Annotated in this window: 21 protein-coding genes and 1 riboswitch; of the genes, 5 read left to right on the top strand and 16 right to left on the bottom strand. The window is 61.7% G+C overall.

The window, feature by feature from the left end:
• On the bottom strand, positions 1 to 1,125 hold a 1,125-nt coding region (locus tag Y707_RS33190; protein WP_333782818.1), incomplete at its 3' end, for a C40 family peptidase.
• A gap of 223 nt (positions 1,126 to 1,348) precedes the next feature.
• A riboswitch (cyclic di-AMP (ydaO/yuaA leader) is annotated at positions 1,349 to 1,566 on the top strand.
• 468 nt (positions 1,567 to 2,034) lie between these two features.
• Between Y707_RS33190 and Y707_RS0100140 the strand changes: the two genes are divergently transcribed.
• Entirely contained in the window at positions 2,035 to 2,463 is a 429-nt protein-coding gene (locus tag Y707_RS0100140) for a M23 family metallopeptidase (RefSeq protein WP_051441477.1), read from the top strand.
• Between the two features lie 146 nt (positions 2,464 to 2,609).
• Here Y707_RS0100140 and Y707_RS0100145 read toward each other — a convergent pair whose 3' ends face one another.
• The 13 genes from Y707_RS0100145 to Y707_RS33335 form a co-directional block, all read right to left on the bottom strand.
• The gene (locus tag Y707_RS0100145) at positions 2,610 to 3,308 is read right to left on the bottom strand and encodes a GNAT family N-acetyltransferase (RefSeq protein WP_026533614.1); all 699 of its coding nucleotides are present in this window, start codon (positions 3,306 to 3,308) and stop codon (positions 2,610 to 2,612) included.
• A gap of 364 nt (positions 3,309 to 3,672) precedes the next feature.
• On the bottom strand, positions 3,673 to 4,422 hold the full coding sequence (locus tag Y707_RS0100150; protein ID WP_333782819.1) for a DUF305 domain-containing protein: 750 nt from the start codon (positions 4,420 to 4,422) through the stop codon (positions 3,673 to 3,675).
• Between the two features lie 15 nt (positions 4,423 to 4,437).
• Positions 4,438 to 4,899 (bottom strand): DUF6153 family protein, encoded by a 462-nt coding sequence (locus tag Y707_RS0100155; protein WP_026533616.1) that lies wholly within the window; start codon positions 4,897 to 4,899, stop codon positions 4,438 to 4,440.
• Positions 4,900 to 5,005: 106 nt separating this feature from the next.
• Entirely contained in the window at positions 5,006 to 5,431 is a 426-nt protein-coding gene (locus tag Y707_RS32400) for a heavy-metal-associated domain-containing protein (RefSeq protein ID WP_081744511.1), read from the bottom strand.
• A 221-nt stretch (positions 5,432 to 5,652) separates the two neighbouring features.
• Complete coding sequence (locus Y707_RS0100165; RefSeq protein WP_216699169.1) at positions 5,653 to 7,077, bottom strand: NADH-quinone oxidoreductase subunit N; 1,425 nt, start codon at positions 7,075 to 7,077, stop codon at positions 5,653 to 5,655.
• An 18-nt stretch (positions 7,078 to 7,095) separates the two neighbouring features.
• On the bottom strand, positions 7,096 to 8,574 hold the full coding sequence (locus Y707_RS0100170) for a complex I subunit 4 family protein (RefSeq protein WP_253904994.1): 1,479 nt from the start codon (positions 8,572 to 8,574) through the stop codon (positions 7,096 to 7,098).
• Positions 8,575 to 8,588: 14 nt separating this feature from the next.
• Positions 8,589 to 10,511, bottom strand: a complete 1,923-nt coding sequence (locus Y707_RS0100175) for a proton-conducting transporter transmembrane domain-containing protein (protein WP_026533619.1) — start codon at positions 10,509 to 10,511, stop codon at positions 8,589 to 8,591.
• Positions 10,508 to 10,810, bottom strand: a complete 303-nt coding sequence (locus tag Y707_RS0100180; protein ID WP_026533620.1) for an NADH-quinone oxidoreductase subunit NuoK — start codon at positions 10,808 to 10,810, stop codon at positions 10,508 to 10,510. The genes Y707_RS0100175 and Y707_RS0100180 overlap by 4 nt, the downstream gene beginning before the upstream one ends.
• Entirely contained in the window at positions 10,807 to 11,370 is a 564-nt protein-coding gene (locus tag Y707_RS0100185) for an NADH-quinone oxidoreductase subunit J (RefSeq protein ID WP_026533621.1), read from the bottom strand. The genes Y707_RS0100180 and Y707_RS0100185 overlap by 4 nt, the downstream gene beginning before the upstream one ends.
• Before the next feature lie 5 nt (positions 11,371 to 11,375).
• The gene (locus Y707_RS0100190; protein WP_026533622.1) at positions 11,376 to 12,338 is read right to left on the bottom strand and encodes a complex I subunit 1 family protein; all 963 of its coding nucleotides are present in this window, start codon (positions 12,336 to 12,338) and stop codon (positions 11,376 to 11,378) included.
• Positions 12,331 to 13,533: an ICP22 family protein gene (locus tag Y707_RS32405; RefSeq protein ID WP_155852609.1), complete on the bottom strand. Its 1,203-nt coding sequence runs from the start codon at positions 13,531 to 13,533 to the stop codon at positions 12,331 to 12,333. The genes Y707_RS0100190 and Y707_RS32405 overlap by 8 nt, the downstream gene beginning before the upstream one ends.
• A gap of 77 nt (positions 13,534 to 13,610) precedes the next feature.
• Positions 13,611 to 13,961 carry an NADH-quinone oxidoreductase subunit A gene (locus Y707_RS0100205; protein ID WP_253904995.1) on the bottom strand — a complete coding sequence of 117 codons (351 nt, stop codon included), beginning with the start codon at positions 13,959 to 13,961 and terminating at the stop codon, positions 13,611 to 13,613.
• Between the two features lie 128 nt (positions 13,962 to 14,089).
• Positions 14,090 to 15,115 carry an alpha/beta fold hydrolase gene (locus tag Y707_RS33335; RefSeq protein ID WP_081744512.1) on the bottom strand — a complete coding sequence of 342 codons (1,026 nt, stop codon included), beginning with the start codon at positions 15,113 to 15,115 and terminating at the stop codon, positions 14,090 to 14,092.
• A gap of 250 nt (positions 15,116 to 15,365) precedes the next feature.
• Between Y707_RS33335 and Y707_RS0100215 the strand changes: the two genes are divergently transcribed.
• The 4 genes from Y707_RS0100215 to Y707_RS22160 all read left to right on the top strand — a co-directional run bounded on the left by Y707_RS0100215 (position 15,366) and on the right by Y707_RS22160 (position 18,303).
• Positions 15,366 to 15,692, top strand: a complete 327-nt coding sequence (locus Y707_RS0100215) for a hypothetical protein (RefSeq protein ID WP_026533626.1) — start codon at positions 15,366 to 15,368, stop codon at positions 15,690 to 15,692.
• The gene (locus Y707_RS22155) at positions 15,689 to 15,934 is read left to right on the top strand and encodes a hypothetical protein (protein WP_035779683.1); all 246 of its coding nucleotides are present in this window, start codon (positions 15,689 to 15,691) and stop codon (positions 15,932 to 15,934) included. The genes Y707_RS0100215 and Y707_RS22155 overlap by 4 nt, the downstream gene beginning before the upstream one ends.
• A complete protein-coding gene (locus tag Y707_RS0100225) occupies positions 15,931 to 16,146 on the top strand; it encodes a hypothetical protein (RefSeq protein WP_026533627.1) in 216 nt (71 codons plus the stop codon). Before Y707_RS22155 ends, Y707_RS0100225 begins: the two co-directional genes overlap by 4 nt.
• Before the next feature lie 234 nt (positions 16,147 to 16,380).
• Positions 16,381 to 18,303 (top strand): bifunctional copper resistance protein CopD/cytochrome c oxidase assembly protein, encoded by a 1,923-nt coding sequence (locus Y707_RS22160; protein ID WP_051441479.1) that lies wholly within the window; start codon positions 16,381 to 16,383, stop codon positions 18,301 to 18,303.
• 37 nt (positions 18,304 to 18,340) lie between these two features.
• Here Y707_RS22160 and Y707_RS22165 read toward each other — a convergent pair whose 3' ends face one another.
• Entirely contained in the window at positions 18,341 to 19,309 is a 969-nt protein-coding gene (locus Y707_RS22165) for a M56 family metallopeptidase (RefSeq protein WP_051441480.1), read from the bottom strand.
• Positions 19,306 to 19,683: a BlaI/MecI/CopY family transcriptional regulator gene (locus tag Y707_RS0100240; RefSeq protein WP_026533628.1), complete on the bottom strand. Its 378-nt coding sequence runs from the start codon at positions 19,681 to 19,683 to the stop codon at positions 19,306 to 19,308. Before Y707_RS0100240 ends, Y707_RS22165 begins: the two co-directional genes overlap by 4 nt.
• Positions 19,684 to 19,868 lie beyond the last annotated feature (185 nt).

The raw sequence follows: 19,868 nt of genomic DNA on the forward strand, positions 1-19,868 counted from the left end.
TACCGGATTGGCATCTGGCCGGTTCGCAGGGGGTGTGGCGTTTTCTGGGCGCGAAGGCGAGGAAGACGAGGCCCCTGGCCCGGGTCGAACCGGCGAAGAAGATGATGGTGGAGGCGACGCGGTCTTCTTTGACGATGCGTGAGGTTGCTTGACCGGTGAATCTCCGCGTTCCCGGGCGGAGTCCCAGCCCGGATTAGTGTTCTCGGTGTTGTTCTGGGTGGCGTCCTGACGTGCCCCATTGGGCGCGCGGCGCTCTGGTGACGGGGAAGAAGGCGAAACCCCCGGCTGGGACAGATCCGGTCGGCGGGTCAGCGCTTCGGATGCGACGGGGGTCCGTTCGGTGCCCGGGATTGTGAAGTACCATGACTGATCCGCCGTGGCTTCCACTTCGTGAAGTATGGTTCCCTGGTCGGGGTTGAGGGCGCTGATCATCATTCCGTCGCCCACGTAGATCCCGACATGTCCCCAGTGGTTTGGTCCGTCCGGTCTTTGGGCCACGAGATCACCCGGCGAAGGTGTGCTGGTCGGACGGAGAGCCTCCCACTGGCTGACCCGGGGCAAGCTGAAGCCGGCCTTGGCAAAGGCCCATTGGGTGAAACCTGAGCAGTCCCAGCCGGACGTGAAGCTTGTTCCGCCCCAGACATAGGGTCGGCCAAGCCCCTCGTAGGCGTAGGGAACGACGGCGGCCAGGCTTCCTTTGATGGCGGCGGGTCCGGGCTGGGAGAACAACTCGCTGCCTGGTGCGGCGGAAGCACTGGAAATGCCAGGGAAGGCAGGCTCGTCAAAAAGGCCGGAGGCAGAAGGAAGACCTGGCACACCCGGAAGACCGGGTATTCCCGTCCGCTTCAACGGATCGCCAGGTTCACTGAGGGACGTCGCGAAAGACCCGGCCGGTCCGGGAATCATCGATCCCCCCGGCTGACTGAACAGGTCCGACACATCTGCCGGAACCGCCGCTCCGAAACTTCCGGCCGGGTCCGAATTCTGAGGTGAGGCCGCCTCCGGAGTGGGCCCGACGGAAGATGAACTGCCAAGGCCGAAAACCAGCCCGCAAGTGGCCGCCACGGCGACGGCCCGCATCGGCGCCCTGCCGGCACGGATTACGGGAATCCTTTTCGCGGACATGGGCGTACCTTTCCCTCAATTTTCGACGTCCGAAGACTGGATCAGTTTGCCCGGCTGTCCTTGCAAAAACCTTTGACGGCCGGCGAACCGATTGAGCAGCCGATCCCCCGCACGCAACTACGGGTATTTGGGTGTTCGCGCGCAGGCTCGACGAAGGTCACGGGATTGTAACTTCATGGGAATTTCGGCTAACCTGACTCCCGGCATTGTATCTTTATGCCTCTGGTTTACACGCCGAGCCCTGTCAGTAAACCAGCACCGTTCGACATCAATGACAGGGGTGGAGGACCCACAATCCGGCGGCACACAGAGGCCGTCTTGGGGTGAAGCCTTCCAATCAAGAGCAGCGTCCGGAGAAGTCCGGGGGCTGCCATGCTTGTAAGGCCGAGTTCTCTCTGACTCGAATCCGACAGCTAACTTCGCAGGCGGTAGAGAGGACGCTCCTTGCATCGACGCGCTTTAGCGGGCCGGTACCTGTCCGCAGTTGCCCCCGCAAAGAAGACCCAGGCAGCCCCCGCGGGCCGTGGTCGGCGCAGCGCCCACACAATTCCAGCAGGCCGTGGCCGTCGCAGGTCCCGACCCACCACGGCGGCCATTCCGGTTCAGAGATGGGGCCAACATGCAGGCATTGGATTCGCGGCGGCAGGACTGATCCTCACGGTCGCGCTTCCTGCCGGCCAGGATGGATACGCTCAAGCAGATAGCGAATCATCTAATACGGCACTGCCCGCTTCGGCTCCAAGTAGCGTTACGGCAGCCGCCGAAGCCCGGACTGACTTTTCCCGATCAGATATAACCAGTGCGGCCCCTCCAGGCCTTGGCGGACCGGAGGCCCAAAGTCCAAAGCCGGCGGCGCACGGGTTGGCAAGCTCCGGTGTTTCTGCGCCCTTGCCGGAGACGGAATCAAGCATGGAAGCCACCGGTGATTCCCCGGGCATCGTGTCCACGAATAGTCTGACTGCTCCCCTGGCGAGTCTTTCTGTAGCGTCGCCGTTTGGCTACAGGACTAATCCCCTCACCGGCGCCGCCGCTGAAATGCATAGGGGAATCGACTATGCAGGTGCATGCAGTACACCCGTACTCAGCGCCGGACCCGGCGTCGTCGTGGAGGCAGGCTTCAGTCCATACGGCGGTGGAAACCGTATCGTCGTCGACCATGGCAACGGGCTGAAAAGCACCTATAACCACCTGGCCACCATCGGGGTTTCGGTCGGCCAAGCGGTGGCACGTGGCCAGCAGCTTGCGGGAGTAGGAACAACCGGGGCGTCGACGGGTTGCCATCTGCACTTCGAGGTTATGGTCAACGGACAGGTCGTTAACCCAAGCAGCTTCATCTAGCACCTGCTGGAGTACAACAACCCGTCTTAGACTTTCATAGATGCTCGTCGGCTCCGGTTCCCGTGGATGAGCAGACAGGTCAAGGTCTCAGAGCTACACGTTTCCCGGGTGGCGCCGTCAGCCGGCGAGTACCACTCGGGGTGGGCTTATTCGTCAATGAATTCGTAGCGGAACGTTCGGCACCGGGTCCCGTCCTTGTTGGTGTGTTCGTCTGCCAACCTCCATCCCAGTTTTTCATAGAAGCCGTCATTGCTCGCGTTGACCATGGTGACCAGTTCAGCCTTGGGCACACCTGCGGGACGGGACTGCTCTATAAACCGTGTTATCAGACTTCGTCCGGCCCCGGTCCCCCTGTCCCCCGGTGTCACTGCGACGGCGGTGACGACCGCAGTTCTATCTCGCTGAGGTTCGGAGACAGGATCGGATTCCGCCGGGCTCTCCCGGATTTGGTCAGGGGAGCGTTTAAGTATCCTGCGGATGTAGGGCCTGGCCCGGGTCCTCAGGAAGCGGCCACACAAGCCGGGTCGAACTGCCAAAGCCGACAGGCCGGCGAGGCTGAGCCCGATCCGGTGTTCACGGAGGACCTGATCGATGTGCCGAAACTGGTCGGTGGATCCAACCAGGAACCCAATCGGGACGGGGCCACCGGGCGCTGGCAGTTCGGCGATAAGGGCAATTCCATACGGCGCGTCGATGAACGTGGCGTGCCAGCGTCGGACGAACCGCTCTCCCAACTGTGGGAAAAGACCATGGGGCAGGAACCGGCATTGCCAGGATGCCATAGTGGCCAGGTCCTTCGACGTAGCCTGGCGTATCGCAACGCCTGTGGAGTCCGGGGCTGGCATATGGAATCTCCTGAAATTTATTGCAGCATTGCCCGCAATAAGGGGCAGCTTCGTGGGAGCAAACGGGTGGCGGCCGGGGGTAATAACTGCATGGACGCCGGCTGATTCGAGGCACGGCTCTGAACGAAGATGAGGTGAAGATGTTTGCGATGCAGTCGCAAATACTGACCGCGGCCAAGAACCCTGATGGGACGGGTCGAATTCGGTTACAACAGCAAATGCGTCGTAATTCTTAGGTATCGAATGGACTCGCAGCCAGGCGAAGACCCAGCGGCCGCTGCCAACTAAGAGAACGCTCAATGCTTGAGGACGATGTGCTGGTGGGCGGGCCCAGGAGGACCCGCCCACCACCCGGCGCTAAACGCTAGAGGGTGCCGAGAATCTCCTTCATCTCTTTCATCTCAGCTTCCTGAGCGGCGATGATGTCCTTGGCAAGGGCTATGGCCTCCTCGTTCTGGCCATTCTTGACTTGTTTCTCGGCCATGGCCACGGCACCCATGTGGTGATCCATCATCTGCGTGAGAAACAGCCGCGCTGCCTCTTCGCCTTCAGCCTTGGCCAGCTTTTCCATCTGGCCGGCGGACATCATTCCATCCATCTCGCCCATGGATTCCATGGATTCCATGGAGTCACCTTCGTCCATGGACTCCATGGAATGACCCTCCGCCATGGTGGATGTCGGCTCTCCCCACGTTTGAAGCATGCCTTCAAGCTGCTCGATCTCGGGGCCCTGCGCGGCCTTGATTTGCTCTGCGAGCTCCACCACGCGTGGATCGATGCCTTCCTTGGACAGGAGCATCCCGCTCATCTCGATCGCCTGCGAATGATGTGGAATCATCATCTGGGCAAACTTGGTGTCCGCAGCATTATGCTCGACACTTTGAGCCTGGGCCGGGCTGCTTTCCTGCTGGGTGCTGGAAGGACTGGCCGAGGGGCCGGCGTTTTCCGTGCCACTGTCGGTGCCGCATCCTGCCAGGGCGATCGTTCCAGCCAAAGCGAGGGCAGAAATAGTCATGGGTCGTTTCATTGCAAAGGTCCTTCTAAAATTGATCTTGTACTTTCCATAACCGTGCCGGTGTCGGAACAGGCAAGGCCAAACACCGGCGGCCGCCACATGGGCGGCTGAATTTTAGGTGCGGTTGATGGAAAGCTTGATCAGTGAAGGACGCTGCGCCTTATTGAATATTTCGAGGGGCAGGTATGGGAACGCCGGGGTTGTCCAGGCTTGAAGAAATCCTTTTGGACGAGGCGACCGCAGCCACAACAGGCCGGCAAGTACCAGCGCGAGCAGGCACGTCCCGGCCATCGCCATACCTGAGTCACAGGACTGGTCGCACTGCCCGGCATTCGCTTCATACTGCCCACCATCCCCGGAATCCACCACCCCGCCGATTGAATTGGCTGTGGGGCCATTCTGGGCGTCGCTGTGGACAGTTGAATGAGCTGCGATTGAGGATGTGGCCGGAGCGTTATGCTCTGAAGGCGAAGTGTGCATGGCCAGAAGACCAATGACGAGGGCCATCATTCCCAAGGCAAGGAGAATTGAACCGCGGCGCAGGGTGGTCGCGTGAGCGCGCAATAGCGGCGGCACAAATTCTCCTTTCTGCTTCGGTGTGTCAGCTCTAAGTGATAGGAACGCCATGACTTCAGGACTCCGTGCGGGAGGGGCTCAGTCCTTTGGCGAAAGCAGTTTCACGTCAACGGTCAGTTAGTTCGTATCCAGCTTGGGAGACGACCTCTGCTACCTGCTGGAACTCGATCTTGTTTTCGGCGGTTATCGTCAGAGTCGAAATACCCCCGGCCACTACGTCCACGTTAACATCCTTGACGCCGCCAATTGTTGATACCGTCTTTTTCACGGTGCTGGCGCAGCCGCCGCACGTCAAACCTGTGACACCAAAATCGGTTCTAACGTTCGCACCAGTGGAGGCAGAATCTCGCTCAACCGCCCCTGGCTCAGTGGCACAACAGGAGCACGAACTCTCGTTCCTGTCCGTCAGAGTCAGTTCGCTTGTCGATGTGGTTCCGCACATGTCAACCGGGCCTTTCTTACACAACGTCGATGATCGGATGGAAGGTACAACGTCCAAAATGAACCGCCCGTAACGCCCAGGATACCCCATAGGGGTATCCGCGAATAAATCAGGAGTGTGCCTGCGTTGGACCCAAAAGGGCTATAACCGTCTTCCTTCGGGTATATGTCCCTCCGGGCACTTTAGAGGCCAATTCTCATCCCACACCAGACAAATCGGCCCACTGACCTGCCAAGGGTCGAACCCAATCTGCGCCGACATTCGCTTGGCGCGCAACTGCTGGAAAGCAAGCCGGAGGTGGGCTCGGTCGGTTACTGTGCCATGGGCCCGCTAAAAAGCGTCAGGACGGGCCCGGCGAATATGCCCACCGCCAGTACTACTGCTGAGGCGACAACCGCCGTCACCGTAGACGCCCGGTGTGTAACCGGAAGGGTGTCTGCTCCAGCTCCAGGACGTTTTTCGTTGTGCTTGAAGACCGGCACTATCCAGCGCAAGTAGTAGAAAAGGCTGGCCACCGTGTTGAGTGCAGCCACAATGACGAGCCATTCGAAACCGTCATCCCAAGCTGCGGTGAAGGTTGTGAGTTTTCCCACGAAGACTGCGGTAGGCGGTGTTCCCACCAGGCTGAGCAGGCTCACGACCAAGGCGCCGGCAAGCCAGGGATTTGTGGTGACAAGGCCCCGGTAGTCTTTCAGACTGCCGCGACCGGGTGCGGAGGCCACGACGGCGAATGCTGCCAGGTTGGTGACGGAATACGCTGCCAGGTAGAACAGCAGTGACGGGAGCGCCAGGTCTGCTTGTCCGGCCACAGCCACTGGCAGCAGCATGTATCCGACCTGGCTGACGGTGGACCACCCCAGTAACCGGCGCGCATCCGTTTGGGCGAAGGCTGCCAGGTTTCCGAGGCTCATGCTGGCTGCTGCCAACACGGCCACGAGCAGGGGCCAGGGTATGGTCTCCGGTATGGCAGTAAGGAACCGGTAGGCAGCGACCAGCGCGCCGATTTTCGGTACGGTGGTCAGAAACGCTGCTGCGGCGATACCGGCGCCTTGTGCCGCGTCTGGAACCCAGAAATGGCCGGGCACACCGCCTGCCTTGAACATCAGGCCAGCGACCACACCGACAATTCCGACGATGATGACGGTGGGCGGAGCCTCAGCCAGGCCTTGCGTGAGCGCCTGGTATCCGGTTGCCCCTGATACCCCGTAGAGCATGGTGACGCCCAACATGAGAGCGATTCCAAGCAGCGCCCCTAGGAGGTAGGTCTTCAACGCAGCTTCGGCGGCCTTCGGGGTACGGCGAAGTCCGATGAGCGCATAGAGCGGGATAGTCGCCAGCAGATAGCCGACGACAAGGACGAGCAGATCGTTGGCCCCGGCCATAATGGCAGCGCCGAGGGAGGCCAGCAGCAGCAACACGTAGATTTCGCTTTCGCGTGGATGACCCGCGAGTTCCCCGGCACCAAGGGCGATGACGAGCAGAGTCGAGACGGCAATGATCAACCGTGCTGCACCGGTTGGCGCGTCAATGGCGAATGTTCCCTCGAATGCTGTTTCCGCTGCTGCACCGCTCATTGCTGTCAGGGCCGTTATGGCGCTGGCCAGCAATGCCGCCACGGCGATCAGCCGGGTAACCCACTGCCGGTTCCGGGGCAGGAACGATCCTGCCAGCAGCCCGATGACGGCCCCGGCCATCAAGCAGATTTCGGGCAGCAGCCCCAGGGGGTTCATTGCCATGCCCATTTCCACCGCCGGCTACCGCCCGACAAGGTCGACGACGACGGCGGCAGCCGGTTCGATGACGTCCAGCAGCCAGCGCGGAAAGACGCCGATGACGACCGCTAACAACAGCAGTGGCGCGATGGAGGACATCTCTGTCGGCCGCAGGTCGGCGAATCCAACCGATTTGCCTCTCGTTTCGCCGGTCAGGAGCCGTTGCAGTGCGCGCAGGAACAGGGCTGCGGTGATGAGGATGCCGGGCAACGCCAGCAGCACAACCGGTGCCGGTCCGATACTGCCGGCGAAAATCTGAAACTCGGCGATGAATCCGCTGAAACCCGGCAAACCCAAAGAGGCGAAGGCGCCGACGGCGAACAGCGCCGCGTACTTCGGCGCCGGCTTCGCCAGCCCGCCGTAGGCGTCCATCGCGTAAGTTCCGGCCCGGTCGCGTAGTATCCCGGCCAGCAGGAACAACGCTGCGGTAATGAGCCCATGGCTGACCATCTGGGTCACGGCACCGGTCACCGCAACCTGGCGTGCAACAGCATCACTGCCGCTGACGACGCCGGCGGCCCCTACTGCCAGGACTACATAGCCCATGTGGTTCACGGAGGTGTAGGCGATCATCCGTTTAAGGTCCGTCTGGGCCAGGGCGACCAGCGCCCCGTAGAGGACCGAGACGATCCCGACTGCGATGATGACCCATGCCCAGTCCCGCCAGGCGTCCGGCATCATTGGCATGGTGATGCGGACAAATCCGTAGGTGCCCATCTTCAACAGGACTCCGGCGAGCACGGCCGAGCCGGCTGCCGGGGCGTCTGTGTGCGCCGGCGGCAGCCAGGTATGGAAGGGGAAGGTCGGGGTTTTGATGGCCAGACCGATCACCAGGGCCGCCATGATCAGGTTTCCCGCTATGGGGTTGTCCTGAAGCGGGGCGGCGGCAGCAAGTTCGACCATGTCGAAGGTGTGTGGTTCTGCGGCAAGGAAGAGCCCAATGAACCCGAGCAGCAGTGCCAGTGATCCCAGAAAGGTGTAGAGGAAGAATTTCAGCGCCGAGCGGGCGGCGTTACCGTGGCCCCAGCCGGCGATGACGAAGTACATCCCCACGATGGACAGGTCGAAGAAGACGAAAAAGAGGATGAGGTCCTGGGCGGCGAACAGGCCCAGACAGGTGGATTGCAGGAAGAGGAACAACGCTGCCTGGGCGCGCGGGCGGTCCTCCTGGCGCAGTTCATAGATAGCGCAGGCAGTGAAAATGACCGCCGTCAAGGCCACCAGCGGCAAGGACAGTCCGTCCAGGCCGATGTGGTAGCTGCTGCCCACGTTCGGAATCCACTCCAGCTGCTCCTCAAACGCCAGCTGCCCTGGACCGGACGGCTGAAAGGCTACCCACATCCCCACCACCAGTGCCAGATCCGTCAGCGTGATTCCTACCCACACCCAGCGCGCGGCACGCTCGGCGATCCCGGGGGCAGCGGCCAGCACAACTGCTGCCGCCAGGGGTAGGAAGATCACGAGACTGAGCATATTTACCTCACAACAATCAGTAGGACGGCCCCGGCTGTCAGGATCACAACAGCCTGGATGTAGTAATGGTGCACCTGTCCGCTTTGCGCCAGCCGCGCCAGGGAACCGAGCTTGCGGACACGCGCGGCACCGGATTCGACGGCTGCGTCAACGAGGGAACGGTCGGCGGCGGCCGAAATACGCGCGGTCCTCAAACCCGCCCTCGCGCTGCTATCAACCGCGCCGTCAAGCAGCGAGTCATCCGCCCGGGCGAGAAGCTTTGCCAGTGCAAGGCTTTTCCTCGCCCCGGCGGTCACGGCGGCATCGACAACCCGGTCGTCGAACCGTGCCAGTTTCCGTGCCAGGAACATGGTCGGGGCCACGATCAGGCGTGCGGCCAGCTGTTCAAGACCCAACCACCGGAGCGCCCAAGCCGGTTCCGGCAGCCGGAACCGGCTGACCAGGATCACCACCGCAATGGCGATGACCGCCGAAACGGTTAGCTCGATGGCACCGGGTGTGTGGACGTTCTGCCCGCCCAGGCTATTGCCCAGCACAGTGATCAGCGGCGGTATCACCAGGACGCCCAACCCTGCGGACCCAATGGCGAGGACAACGAGCGGAACGTTTTGCCACGGCCCAACATGCCTGGTCCCTTGCTGCTCTGTGTCAAAGGCGGCATTATTTTCCGGCGCGTTCTTTTGCCACAGGACGATCAGTGCTTTGCCCGCATACGCCGCTGAAAGAGCCGCTGCAACCAACCCCACGGCATACAAGCCCGGGGAAGCATCCAGCGCAGAAGCCAGGATGGAATCTTTGGTCAGCCAGAGGGACAGCGGCGGAATGCCGGCCAAAGCCAGAGCACCGGCCGCGAAGGCAACCCCGAGCACCCGCCAACGGCGGGCGGCTCCATGCAACGCACCGAGTTGCTTGGTGCCCAGCGCGGTCAACCAGGCACCGGCAGCCAGGAACAGCAGCGCCTTGGTCGCCGCATGCGCCACCAGATGGGCCGTCCCTCCGGCTATCGCCCCGACACCGGCGGCAAGGACCACGAACCCGAGCTGTGCAGCTGTTGAGGCCGCCAACAATTGTTTGAGATCCCGCTGGGCCACCGCCACCGCGCCCAGCACCAGTGCGGTCAACACGCCAATCCACGCCGTCAACGGCCCGGCCCAACCGGTCGATTCCAGCAGCGGCGCGGCACGCAGCAGCAGATACCCGCCCATGGCCACCATCGCCGCCGAATGCAACAGTGCACTGACCGGGCTCGGCCCCTCCATTGCACGGGAGAGCCAAAAGCTGAAGGGCAGCTGCGCGGCCTTGCCCAGAGCGGCGATAAGAATGCCGGCAGCAATCACGTGACGCCAGCCGCCGGACACATCAGCCAGTCCGGCCAGATCCATGCCGGCCCCAGCCGCCAACGCCGCACCGGCGGCCGCATAGAGCCCCAGGTCGGCAACCCGGGTGGTGAGGAAAGCAGTCAACCCTCCGGAAACTTTCGCTGCCTTCCTCCACTCAAAACCGATCAGGGCATACGAGGCCGCCCCCATGATCTCCCAGGCGAACAGCAACGCAGGAAGGCTCGTGGCGGTGGCTGTCACCGCTACAGCCCCGGCGAAGATCAGCATAAGTCCATGGAAGCGCGCGGGCGGGCCGGTGCCTTCGGCTGCGGCGAAGATCAGAACCAGCAGCGTCACGACTGCCACCGTGGGAACCACCACCGCCGACAGGCCATCCACGGAAAGGCTGAAGGGTGCACCGGCCATGAACGGAACCATGACGGACGGCCTGCCCACCGCAACGAGCACGGCCAGCAGAACGCCCAAACCAGCGGTGCCGATCGACACTGCGGCCGCGCTGCGGTCCGCCCGCCGACCGGCCATACACAGCAGGGCTCCAACCACCCCCGGCACGCCCACAAGAAGCCACAGCAGCACCCCGCTCATCCGGACAGGTCCCCGGCCATGTCGGTCATATCAGATCCACGGGACCGGTGCACCAGCGTCGCCACCGCGAAACCCATCGCCATCTCCACGGTCATCGCAGCGATGACCACCAGCAGCAGGACCTGCCCCTCCGGTGCCGGAGCCAGAAACCACCAAAATGCGGCAACCGCCAGGATGACACCGTTGAGCATCAACTCCAGCCCCATCATCACCATGACGATGGCCTGCTGTGAGAGGGCGCCATACAACCCGACACAGAACAACGCAGCAACAACAATGAGAACGCCTTCCAATGTCATTTCCCACCACCATCGGGGTGTCGGGCTCGCTGTTTTCCTCCGATAGCCCCGTCACTGGCTTGCCCGTAGCGGCCGCCAGGATTGGCCAACACGAGGGAAGCGACGATGGTGGCGAACAGAATGGAACTGATCACCAGCATGACAAGCATTTTCGACTCCATCAGCGCCTCACCGAGCGCCGCGGTCACATCACCGTCTGGACTCCCCCTCCGGGACGGCCACGGAATGAGAAGGGCCAGTGCCGAGAGCATCACAAAAACGGACAGGGATACAGCGGCCGAAGCCTTCTTGCTGTGCACCATGTCCATCGGCATCAGCGCCGGATTCATGCCCATAAACATGATCATGAAGACACCCATAATGGCCATTTCCATCATCATCATCAAGATGGTGATGACCCCGACATAATCGAGGTCGAACAACAGCAGGATGGCCCCGACCGCAACGAACGACACGGCGAGAGCATACGTGGCCCGGGCCATCGAATCGACACGGAAGACGGCAGCACCGGAGACAACAGCGATGACGGCCAACAGCCAAAACGCAATGCTGGTAAACATCTTCCTCAGCTCCTTACCGACAGTAGGGAAACCACAAGAATCTGCAGCAGGACCACCGGCAGAACGATCATCCATGCCGGCACAGCCAGCCGGTCGGGGCGGATCAGCGGCAACCGTCTGCGTACAGCGATGAGAACTCCCAGTACCAACAACGTTTTCACCAGGGTCCATGCCCAGTCCGGCAGGACAGGCCCGGCTCCCCCACCGAGAAACATCGGTACGGCGAACGCTGCCCCGGCAGCCAACAACGCATACCTTCCCGCCAGCAGCAGCAGCCGGTCGACTCCGGAAACTTCAGCCAGGATGCCGCCTGCTATATCCGAACCGGCCGCCGACGAGAAAGGGCCCCAGACCGAGAAAGCAACAACGCTGGCGCAGAATATGAGAAATGCCACCGGCATGGTGACGATGAACCAGAGACTGCTCTGGGCAGCGACCACGTCTCCGACCCGCAGACTCCCTGCGGCAACGGCAGGTGTAATCAGAGCGAACATCAAGGGCAACTCGTACGAGAGCGCCTGGGCGAGGAACCGGTAACCACCGATCAGTGAATGGGCACTGTTGGCTCCCCAACCGGCCATCCACACCAAAGCCCATACCATGACGTCCATCGCATTGAACCAGACAACCCCAACATTCAGGTCGGCGACCGTCCAACGGCCCAGCGGTATTACGGTGACCATCAGCAACGCCGCCACGATGAGCCCTCCGATGCCGATCCGCCACAACAGGGCATCCGCGGCTATGCTGCTGCGGCGCCGCTGACGTAACAGACGGGCAGTCTCCACCAGAGGTGTAAGGGCGCCTGCACTCCGTCCCGTGCGGACAGTTGCCGGCAATGGCCCGCCGGTCTGTTCGCGCCGCGCCAGCACACCGTTAAAGGCTGCGCCGGACATGGCCAAGATTCCCAGCAGTACCGCAGCTGCGACCACCCATAACGGGGAAACCTGCACGACCGGCTCAATCATTGGCACGCACCGGCTCCCCCACAAGCAGCGACGTGTCCAGATCGAGACTGGCAACGAGGATTCGGGCGGCGCCCAACTCCAGGCCCTTCACCAACGCCGGTAATGCATGCAGTTGTCGTTGGGCTTCTTCCCGCGCCTCTGCCTCTGAATATGAATCAAGCGGAAATCCAGGCTCGAGCAAAGCCTGTGCTTCTGCCAGCCAGCCACGAAGTTCGGTCCGAGGTTCTGGCCTGCGCACCAACTGATCCGGCTCCTCCTTCGAAGCGCCGTTAGAGGGATATAGCCCGCCCAGCGACCAACGCAACAGCCTTGATCTTTCGATTTTCCGACCGATCCTGCGGAGGATTGCACTGCATTCGTCCAACCCGTCGCCGGCCAGAATCGCGTCCCGGACCCGTTCAAACTGCGCCGCAGCAGCGCCCCACCCCGCCAGCGACAGTAACCGCTTGGCGCTGTCGCAACGGTCGGCGGCAAGACGCCGGCGGACGCCCTCATCGTCCTCACCGCCCGGTCGTTGTGGGGAAGTCGGTGGCAGCGGCGGTTCAGGTCCCAGGACATCAGCAGAGGATTCGACAATTACGTCGCCCTGTAGGGCACACCGCAGGACAAGGCCTGCGGGCCAGTGCGGAAGCACCGGGCCAAGTGGAACATTCAAAACATCCAGGTTCAGACCGTCGCGGTCTTCGCCTTCCCCGGCAAGAGGTATTCCACCAGGCATGGGCATGTCCATACCGCCGTGGTCCATCCCCTCATGGCCGTCCCCGTGATCCATCCCATCGTGATCCGTCTCCTCATGGCCGCTGTCATGACCCATCTCAGCGTCGCCGTCATGCGGGGCGTCTTCAGCGTCCTGGTGAGAGCCTTCGTCTGCGTCCTCATGGCCGGATCGATCAGGTTCTGCGCGGCAGTCCTGATGGTCTTCGGTGGCTTCCGGATCGTGCCCCCTGGAGGAAGCGTCCTGTTGCTGATGCCCCGTGTCGAGTAGGAGAGCGGCCGCCTCGTCAAGGGCTGGAGCGACTTGGTCCGCAGCCGACGCACCTGTTCTCGCCCTTGGGCCAGGTATCTGGTCCCACAGCCGCTCGATGACCTGGCTGAACTCCTGGCCGGGGTTTCCGCAGACGAAGAGCACATCCGCGTCTGCAGAGGATTCCGCAGACAGCCAACCACGGTTCCTGACATCGGCCTCAACCCTCATCCGGGTACCTGCCCATCCGGGTACTTCGACTAAGAGCACATGAGCCCGCCGGGACGCCAGTTTTGAAAGCAGTCTCGTCAGGTCCAACGGAGTGCCCCCTCACGCCACGCCCAGACGACGGCGACCATCAGGATACCCAGGAAGATAAACATCTCAGCGACAGCCTTGAATCCGATAGTCGAGACAACGACCGCCCACGGGTACATGAACAACATTTCGACGTCGAAGGCAAGGAAAAGCATGGTGAGCGGGTACCAGCGCGCATGAAATCGTGAGAGCGCATGCTCGGACGGATCCCAACCGGACAGATACGGGGTGTTTTGCAGCGGCTTCTTTGCAACCGCGGTCTGCCGTGCCAACAGGTAAAGAGACGCGATACCGGCCACGGCCAGTGCAAGCATCAGCAGAATGCTCATATACGGCCCCACGGCGGCTCCTTCCGGCATTCCCAATCTGCTATGTCAGCCGTGCCTGAGTCAAACAATTCTGGACTCCCGATCCGTTGAGCTGATGCCACAGTGATAGCCGAGGAGGCCAGTTTTGGATTGTCGCATATTTAGGTTTTCGACAACGGGTGGAGAGGGGGAGGTGATGAAGGTGACCCGGCAGTACCGGTCTGCTTCACACGCCTGTGGATATATTCGCTACACCAGCCTGGTGATGAGAGAGGCAGATCGTGGCCGCCGGGATGGGTACTGGTCGTAACGCCGTCGTAGGAACGGGCAAGGAAATCTGCCCGCCCTGGTACCGGTACTTTGTCACAGGTACCATCCACGAGATCAACGGGAACCTGCCGTGTCGATAGCGCTGCGAAAGCGCCGCTCCACGTGTTTCCTCCTACGAGTGTGTCGAAACTCTGAATGTAGGAAAACCACGTGTGCTTCACGCCATCCCGCGCAATTGCCGTCGGGATGGAAGGATTCATCAAGACCGCGATAACCGACGCCGCGGTGCGGTGACGGCACATCCACCAACACACGCTCCGGGCGAGGGGCCCGCTCGAAAGGAACGCCTCGAACCAGCCCAGGTGGCGCACCCGGTCCCTCGCCTCCCGACGAGAGGCATAGAGGGGCGTATCGAAGGCAATGACTGCGCGCAAATCACTGTCCAAGGTGGCTGCCCACTGGAGCGCGAGGCTGGCACCCATTGAATGGCCGGCCACGATAAGCGGACGCCGATCGAAACCCAGCTTTTGGAGGGTCCGCGACAGTGCCTCCGTGTGCTGCTCCACCGCAAACGAGCCGGGCTCAGCCGCGGCGTCCATCGACGAACCGAATCCCAGAGGATCCATGACCACGACAGTCGCTATGTCGCCCAGTCTGTCGTATGCCGCCCCATAAAAGGCCTGACTTGCCGCGATTCCAGGTAACAGCACGAGAACCGGCTCGCCCCTGCCAAAAACCCTTGTACCAAGTGAGCCGACGCGTTGTACCGTTCCGGCTCCCGGCCGCCACCTCTGCACCCGCTTCGATGTACGGTGCCGGAGGAACCATACCGATGCAAGAGACAGCGATATGCCTGAAGTGGCCAGCGCGGCATGACATGGCCGACGCGGCCTGCCGACCCGGTTTTCGATGCCCATGGACCTCAGCCTATTGCCTGCTTCCGGCTAATTCGTTCAGCACAGTAAGTGAATTTTCTTGTCTTATCCTGGGATTTCCTTCCCCGCTGTGTTTCGCGGATCAACCGGATCTCCTGGCGTGCGTCTACTGTCCACTGTTTTTCCACCACGGTCCCATACTGGCCAACTTCATTCGAGTCTTCATCCCCTTTTGCTCCTGCGCCTCCCTCGCACTACTATGAAACTTAGTAGATAAAGAAGGAGGCGCATAATGCGCATACGTAGATGGGTAACGGCCGTAACCGCCACCGGGCTCCTTGCAGCCGGTGCCGCCTTGCCCGCCCTGGCCGCGGCTGGAAATACGCCGGCAGGAAACAGCCCCTCGTCACCGGCGGAGCAGGGCGGGATGAATCGCGGAAACACGATGCCGGACATGGGACAGATGCACGAGCAAATGATGCGGCAAATGCCGGAAATGTCACAGATGCACGAGGACATGATGCAGCAGGCCCCGGGTATGGCGCGGATGCACGAGCAGATGATGAGCAATCACTCCCGGGATGGAATGCACCGTGAAGATCAGCGAGACGAACAATGAGTGAGGCGCTCCTGACCCTTGCCGTGCTGGCATGCCCGGTCGGTATGGGATTAATGATGTGGTTCATGATGCGCGGCAATAAGAACAACTCACCGTCTGCTCCCCCGTCGGCAAATGAGGCCGAGTTGACGAAGCTGCGTGCCGAAGTCGACCAGCTCCGTGCAGAACACAGGGACCCCGACCAGCACGATTCAGGACAGTATTCACCGACACTGCCTTCGAACAATACGGGCTCCCGGTGAGCGGGTTCATATTCGCCGCATTAGGACTTCTGCTGTCGCTGACAGTCACCTACTTTTTCTGCCTGCGTCCGATGCGCCAGGGGCGGTGCGCGATGGTGGGAAATACCCTCGCGAATGAACAGTCAGTAAGACGTGACGAAGCGGAAATCGCCCGCCTCCGCGAAGAGGTCGCAGTCCTGCGCGGCGAACGACTTACCCTCAATTCCGGCTGACCACCGGAACCTTCCCGCCGATGTTGTCGCTGGGGGAAGGCGCCAAAACCCGTGTACTTATGAAGAAGGATTCATTCCGTGATTGACCCGTTCCGCGCGCTACCGCTCGCACCGGCACCGAGGCGGGCGTTTTCGCGACCACTGGCGAGGGCCGGTCTTGGCCCAGAATGACTTAGGGCCGGTATACCGACGGACGATGTTGACAGCGCAGGAACGGGCAGAACCGGGACACAATTGCCGTCAGTACCCGCTGTTCTTTCCGGCTCCATTGCCGGGGCCGTCGTGACACTGCCGCTGCATGGTGGCTCCGCTCCGCTTGTTGACTTTGGTCAGTTCCTTTTATGGGCGCTGCCGGTTGGCAAGTTCCTGTTCAACATCTCCGCAGCTGCGGTCATCGGCGCCCTGGTCCTTGCCAGCACGGCTCTGACCCGCGATCGCCCGGAGTATGCCCGGACACTGAACTTTGCAGGGGCCGCTGCTGTAGTGTGGACCGTCGTCTCGGCCGCCACCATGGTGTTGGCTTACCTCGATGCGGCAGATGGAGTCGCCTCCGGAGACCTCTTCGGAGCCGAGTTCGGTTTGTTTGTGACGAGTGTGGGACTGGGCCAGACGTGGTTGGTGACGACAGTGCTCGTTGCCGTTGTCACAATGTTGTGTTTCGCGGCAAGAAACCCTGTACCGGTCGGGGCCACCACCCTCCTGGCTGTTAGTGCACTGGTGCCTCTGACGTTGAATGGACACCCGAATTACGGTGAGGGCCATGAGGCTGGTATGGCTGCGTTCGGTCTGCACATTATCGCTGCTGCCGTTTGGCTGGGCGGGCTCATCACGCTTGTCGTCCTGCGGCCCGCGCTAAGTTCCGAAAGATTGCCGGTCATTGTCAGACGATATTCAGCGCTGGCGTTGTTCTCCTTTATCGTTCTTGCCGCGTCCGGCTATTTGAGAGCGCAGGCGACAATCGGCAGTCTGGCAAACCTGGCGTCGACCTTCGGCATCCTGGTGCTGATTAAAGTCTTCGCTCTGGTTGTCCTCGGGTTCATCGGTTTCATGCAGCGCCGGTGGATCATCTCCCGGATGGAAGGCGATTCAGCCCGCGGCACAAAACCTTTCTGGATGTTCGTCGGCGCGGAACTGCTGTTCATGGGGCTGGCCTCAGGGATTGCACCCGTATTGGGGCAGGTGGATTCGCCGGTTCCGGATGTCCCCGTCACCTACAGCACCCTTGCGGAGCGGATGACGGACCAGCCGTTACCCGCGGTGCCCGGACTTCAGGGATTCGTCGCCGAGTTCCGGTTCGATCCGATCTGGTTCCTGTTATGCGTATCAGCGGTTGTCTTCTACGTTGTTGGTGTCCGTCGCATGCACAAAAAGGGTTTTGGCTGGCCTGTCAGAAAGGGTTTTGGCTGGCCTGTCAGAAAGGGTTTTGGCTGGCCTGTCAGCCGGACGGTTTATTGGCTGATGGGCGTGGTGGTGCTGCTGTATGTCACGAATGGCAGCCTCAATGTGTACCGCAACTTCCTCCTGAGTGCGGAAGTGCTCACCCAGATGATACTCACGGCAGTCGTCCCGGTCCTGTTCGTCGCCGGTCGCCCCGTCGTCCTTGCCTCACGGGCGGTGGAAACCCGCGATGACGGGAGCCGGGGGCCATGGGAATGGAGCCGAACGGTAAGCCGGTTGCCTCTTGCCGCTGCCTCTTTGAATCCCTACGCGGCAGCCGGTCTACTGACGGCCTCGCTTTTGGTTTTCTACTACTCGCCACTTCTTAGGTGGACCACCTCCGACCCGGTTGGTCATCAACTTATGACGGCGTACTTCCTTGCCGTCGGCTCCCTGTTTGTAACGTCTTTGAGGCGACCGGCGCGCGGGCCGACGAGCCGGGCGCCTGACCCTCTCTACGCAGCTCTAGGGATGACTGTGTTCTACGCTGGCTTGGGCCTGGCACTGCTGAGCAGTCCGAATCTCCTTTTGCCTGAGTGGTACGGGGCCATGGAGGGTCCTTGGGGAATCGGCCCGCTCGCTGACCAACAACTGGCCGGCGTCTACGTGATGACTATCGGCGTCGTAGAGGGCACGTTGTTCAGCCTCGCGCTCCTCAGGCGCCATCCACTGAAACCGGTAGGAGCACTGGAGCACGAGAAGATTACCCAGAACCGCTGAAAGCGGGCAATGGGAAGACCAGAGGGCCCGTAACGGTTCAGAGTTGCTGCTGGTACGTCCCTATAGGACACGCAAGATGCTGGCTGGCGGTGGCTGCCGGTGCCGCCAGAATGAGCAGGGGCAGAATTATCACAGCCGTGGTTGCCAGGACGGCGGCCATCGTTCGGGCCGGCCCAAGCGGGTTTGCCGGAGCGACAAGGCGCCGGACCCGGAATAATGCCGTGTCACCGCCGGCGGACAGTGCCGTGGAAGGGGCAGCTCCCCGTTCGGCCAGCCGTACAAGTGCGGTGGCCACGGTGAACCGATCGTTGCTGCGGACAGCGTTGTCGTCGGCGAGCATCTCGACGAGGCCGCTTACTTCGGTGTGGGCGGTCCGAAAAGCGCCCAGCCGTGGAAAGGACCGCTGCAGCGCTTCGGCGGCGGCGAGAATCAGGTGGTGATGTCCCCGCAGGTGGGCCCGCTCGTGCGCCAGTACGGCCGCGAACTGATCCTTGTCCAGGGCCTCCAGCGCTGCGGTGGTGAATACGACAGTCCGGTGCCGGCCCGGCAGGCAGTATGCTGCGGCGGAGGGGTGGTCAACGACAAGGGCCTCGGAGCCTTGGTGTCTTTGAGCCACCATGACGAGTGCGTTCAGCTGATGTTTCTTCGTCCTGTGGCTGGTGAGGAGACCGCGGAAGAGACAATAACCGACACGGATGATGACGGCCAGGGCGAGCACAGCCCCGGTGGCGCTCACCGCCGCTCCGCCGGGAGTCGAATAGTGCGCCCGCAATGCCATGGCGCAGGCCTCGATCAGGGCTGCCACGTCCGTAGTCCACGGGATAGCGGGAACGGCCAAAGACAACCCGGCCAACACGACCGCGAGCACCACCGATGCGCTGAGTGCCTGCCAGGCCAGGATGCCCATCCGCGGCGCCCGGCTAAGCCAGTCAAGACGGCGCAAAAGCCGTGGACCGAAAATAACAGCAGCGAGAACGAAAACAATGAGGGCGATCGGCGCAGTCATGAGCGCCCGCCATCATCAGATCCGCCGCGTTCGCCCAGGGCTTCGCGCAACAAAGCGACATTATCCGGCGGAATAGTATCAAGAAAGTGCAGCAGGGCCGCCGATGGGTTGGTGCTTGATGCCAGGGCCTGCCCCATGATGGCCGCAGTATACTGGTCCCGAGGCTGCACAGTCCGGTAACGGTAGGCCCTGCCGTCCTTCTCCCGTACAAGCATGCCCTTCCGGTGCAGATTGTCCATCACGGTCATCACTGTGGTGTAGGCAAGAGGGCGGCCGCCCTGCAGGTCTTCGAGCACTTCACGGACGGAAGCCGGACGATCCATGGACCACATCCGTTCCATCACAACCGCCTCGAGTTCTCCGAGTTGCCGCACTCCGCTGCCTTTCTGCCGTCGCTGTATGCCCGTTCCGTCCAAGCGTCTTCTATGCTCCATAGTAGTTGATGCATCCCAGGGGCAGTCTCAGACCGCGTTGACTCATTAATGATGTCCGCGTAGCGGCATTCGAAGAATCATTTGAGAATGTCCGCGTAGCGGTGTGTCTGCCGGGGCGGTGATTG

It is taken from the genome of Arthrobacter sp. H14 (assembly GCF_000520495.1).
Lineage (GTDB): Bacteria > Actinomycetota > Actinomycetes > Actinomycetales > Micrococcaceae > Arthrobacter_C.

Excerpts from the sequence above, each read along its gene's own strand:
- Y707_RS0100140 (WP_051441477.1), top strand. The coding sequence starts at position 2,035 with ATGGAAGCCACCGGTGATTCCCCGGGCATCGTGTCCACGAATAGTCTG.
- Y707_RS0100145 (WP_026533614.1), bottom strand. The coding sequence starts at position 3,308 with ATGCCAGCCCCGGACTCCACAGGCGTTGCGATACGCCAGGCTACGTCG.
- Y707_RS32400 (WP_081744511.1), bottom strand. The coding sequence starts at position 5,431 with ATGGGGTATCCTGGGCGTTACGGGCGGTTCATTTTGGACGTTGTACCT.
- Y707_RS0100165 (WP_216699169.1), bottom strand. The coding sequence starts at position 7,077 with ATGGCAATGAACCCCCTGGGGCTGCTGCCCGAAATCTGCTTGATGGCC.
- Y707_RS0100175 (WP_026533619.1), bottom strand. The coding sequence starts at position 10,511 with ATGAGCGGGGTGCTGCTGTGGCTTCTTGTGGGCGTGCCGGGGGTGGTT.
- Y707_RS0100180 (WP_026533620.1), bottom strand. The coding sequence starts at position 10,810 with ATGACATTGGAAGGCGTTCTCATTGTTGTTGCTGCGTTGTTCTGTGTC.
- Y707_RS0100185 (WP_026533621.1), bottom strand. The coding sequence starts at position 11,370 with ATGTTTACCAGCATTGCGTTTTGGCTGTTGGCCGTCATCGCTGTTGTC.
- Y707_RS0100190 (WP_026533622.1), bottom strand. The coding sequence starts at position 12,338 with ATGATTGAGCCGGTCGTGCAGGTTTCCCCGTTATGGGTGGTCGCAGCT.
- Y707_RS32405 (WP_155852609.1), bottom strand. The coding sequence starts at position 13,533 with ATGAGGGTTGAGGCCGATGTCAGGAACCGTGGTTGGCTGTCTGCGGAA.
- Y707_RS33335 (WP_081744512.1), bottom strand. The coding sequence starts at position 15,115 with ATGGGCATCGAAAACCGGGTCGGCAGGCCGCGTCGGCCATGTCATGCC.
- Y707_RS0100215 (WP_026533626.1), top strand. The coding sequence starts at position 15,366 with ATGCGCATACGTAGATGGGTAACGGCCGTAACCGCCACCGGGCTCCTT.
- Y707_RS22155 (WP_035779683.1), top strand. The coding sequence starts at position 15,689 with ATGAGTGAGGCGCTCCTGACCCTTGCCGTGCTGGCATGCCCGGTCGGT.
- Y707_RS22165 (WP_051441480.1), bottom strand. The coding sequence starts at position 19,309 with ATGACTGCGCCGATCGCCCTCATTGTTTTCGTTCTCGCTGCTGTTATT.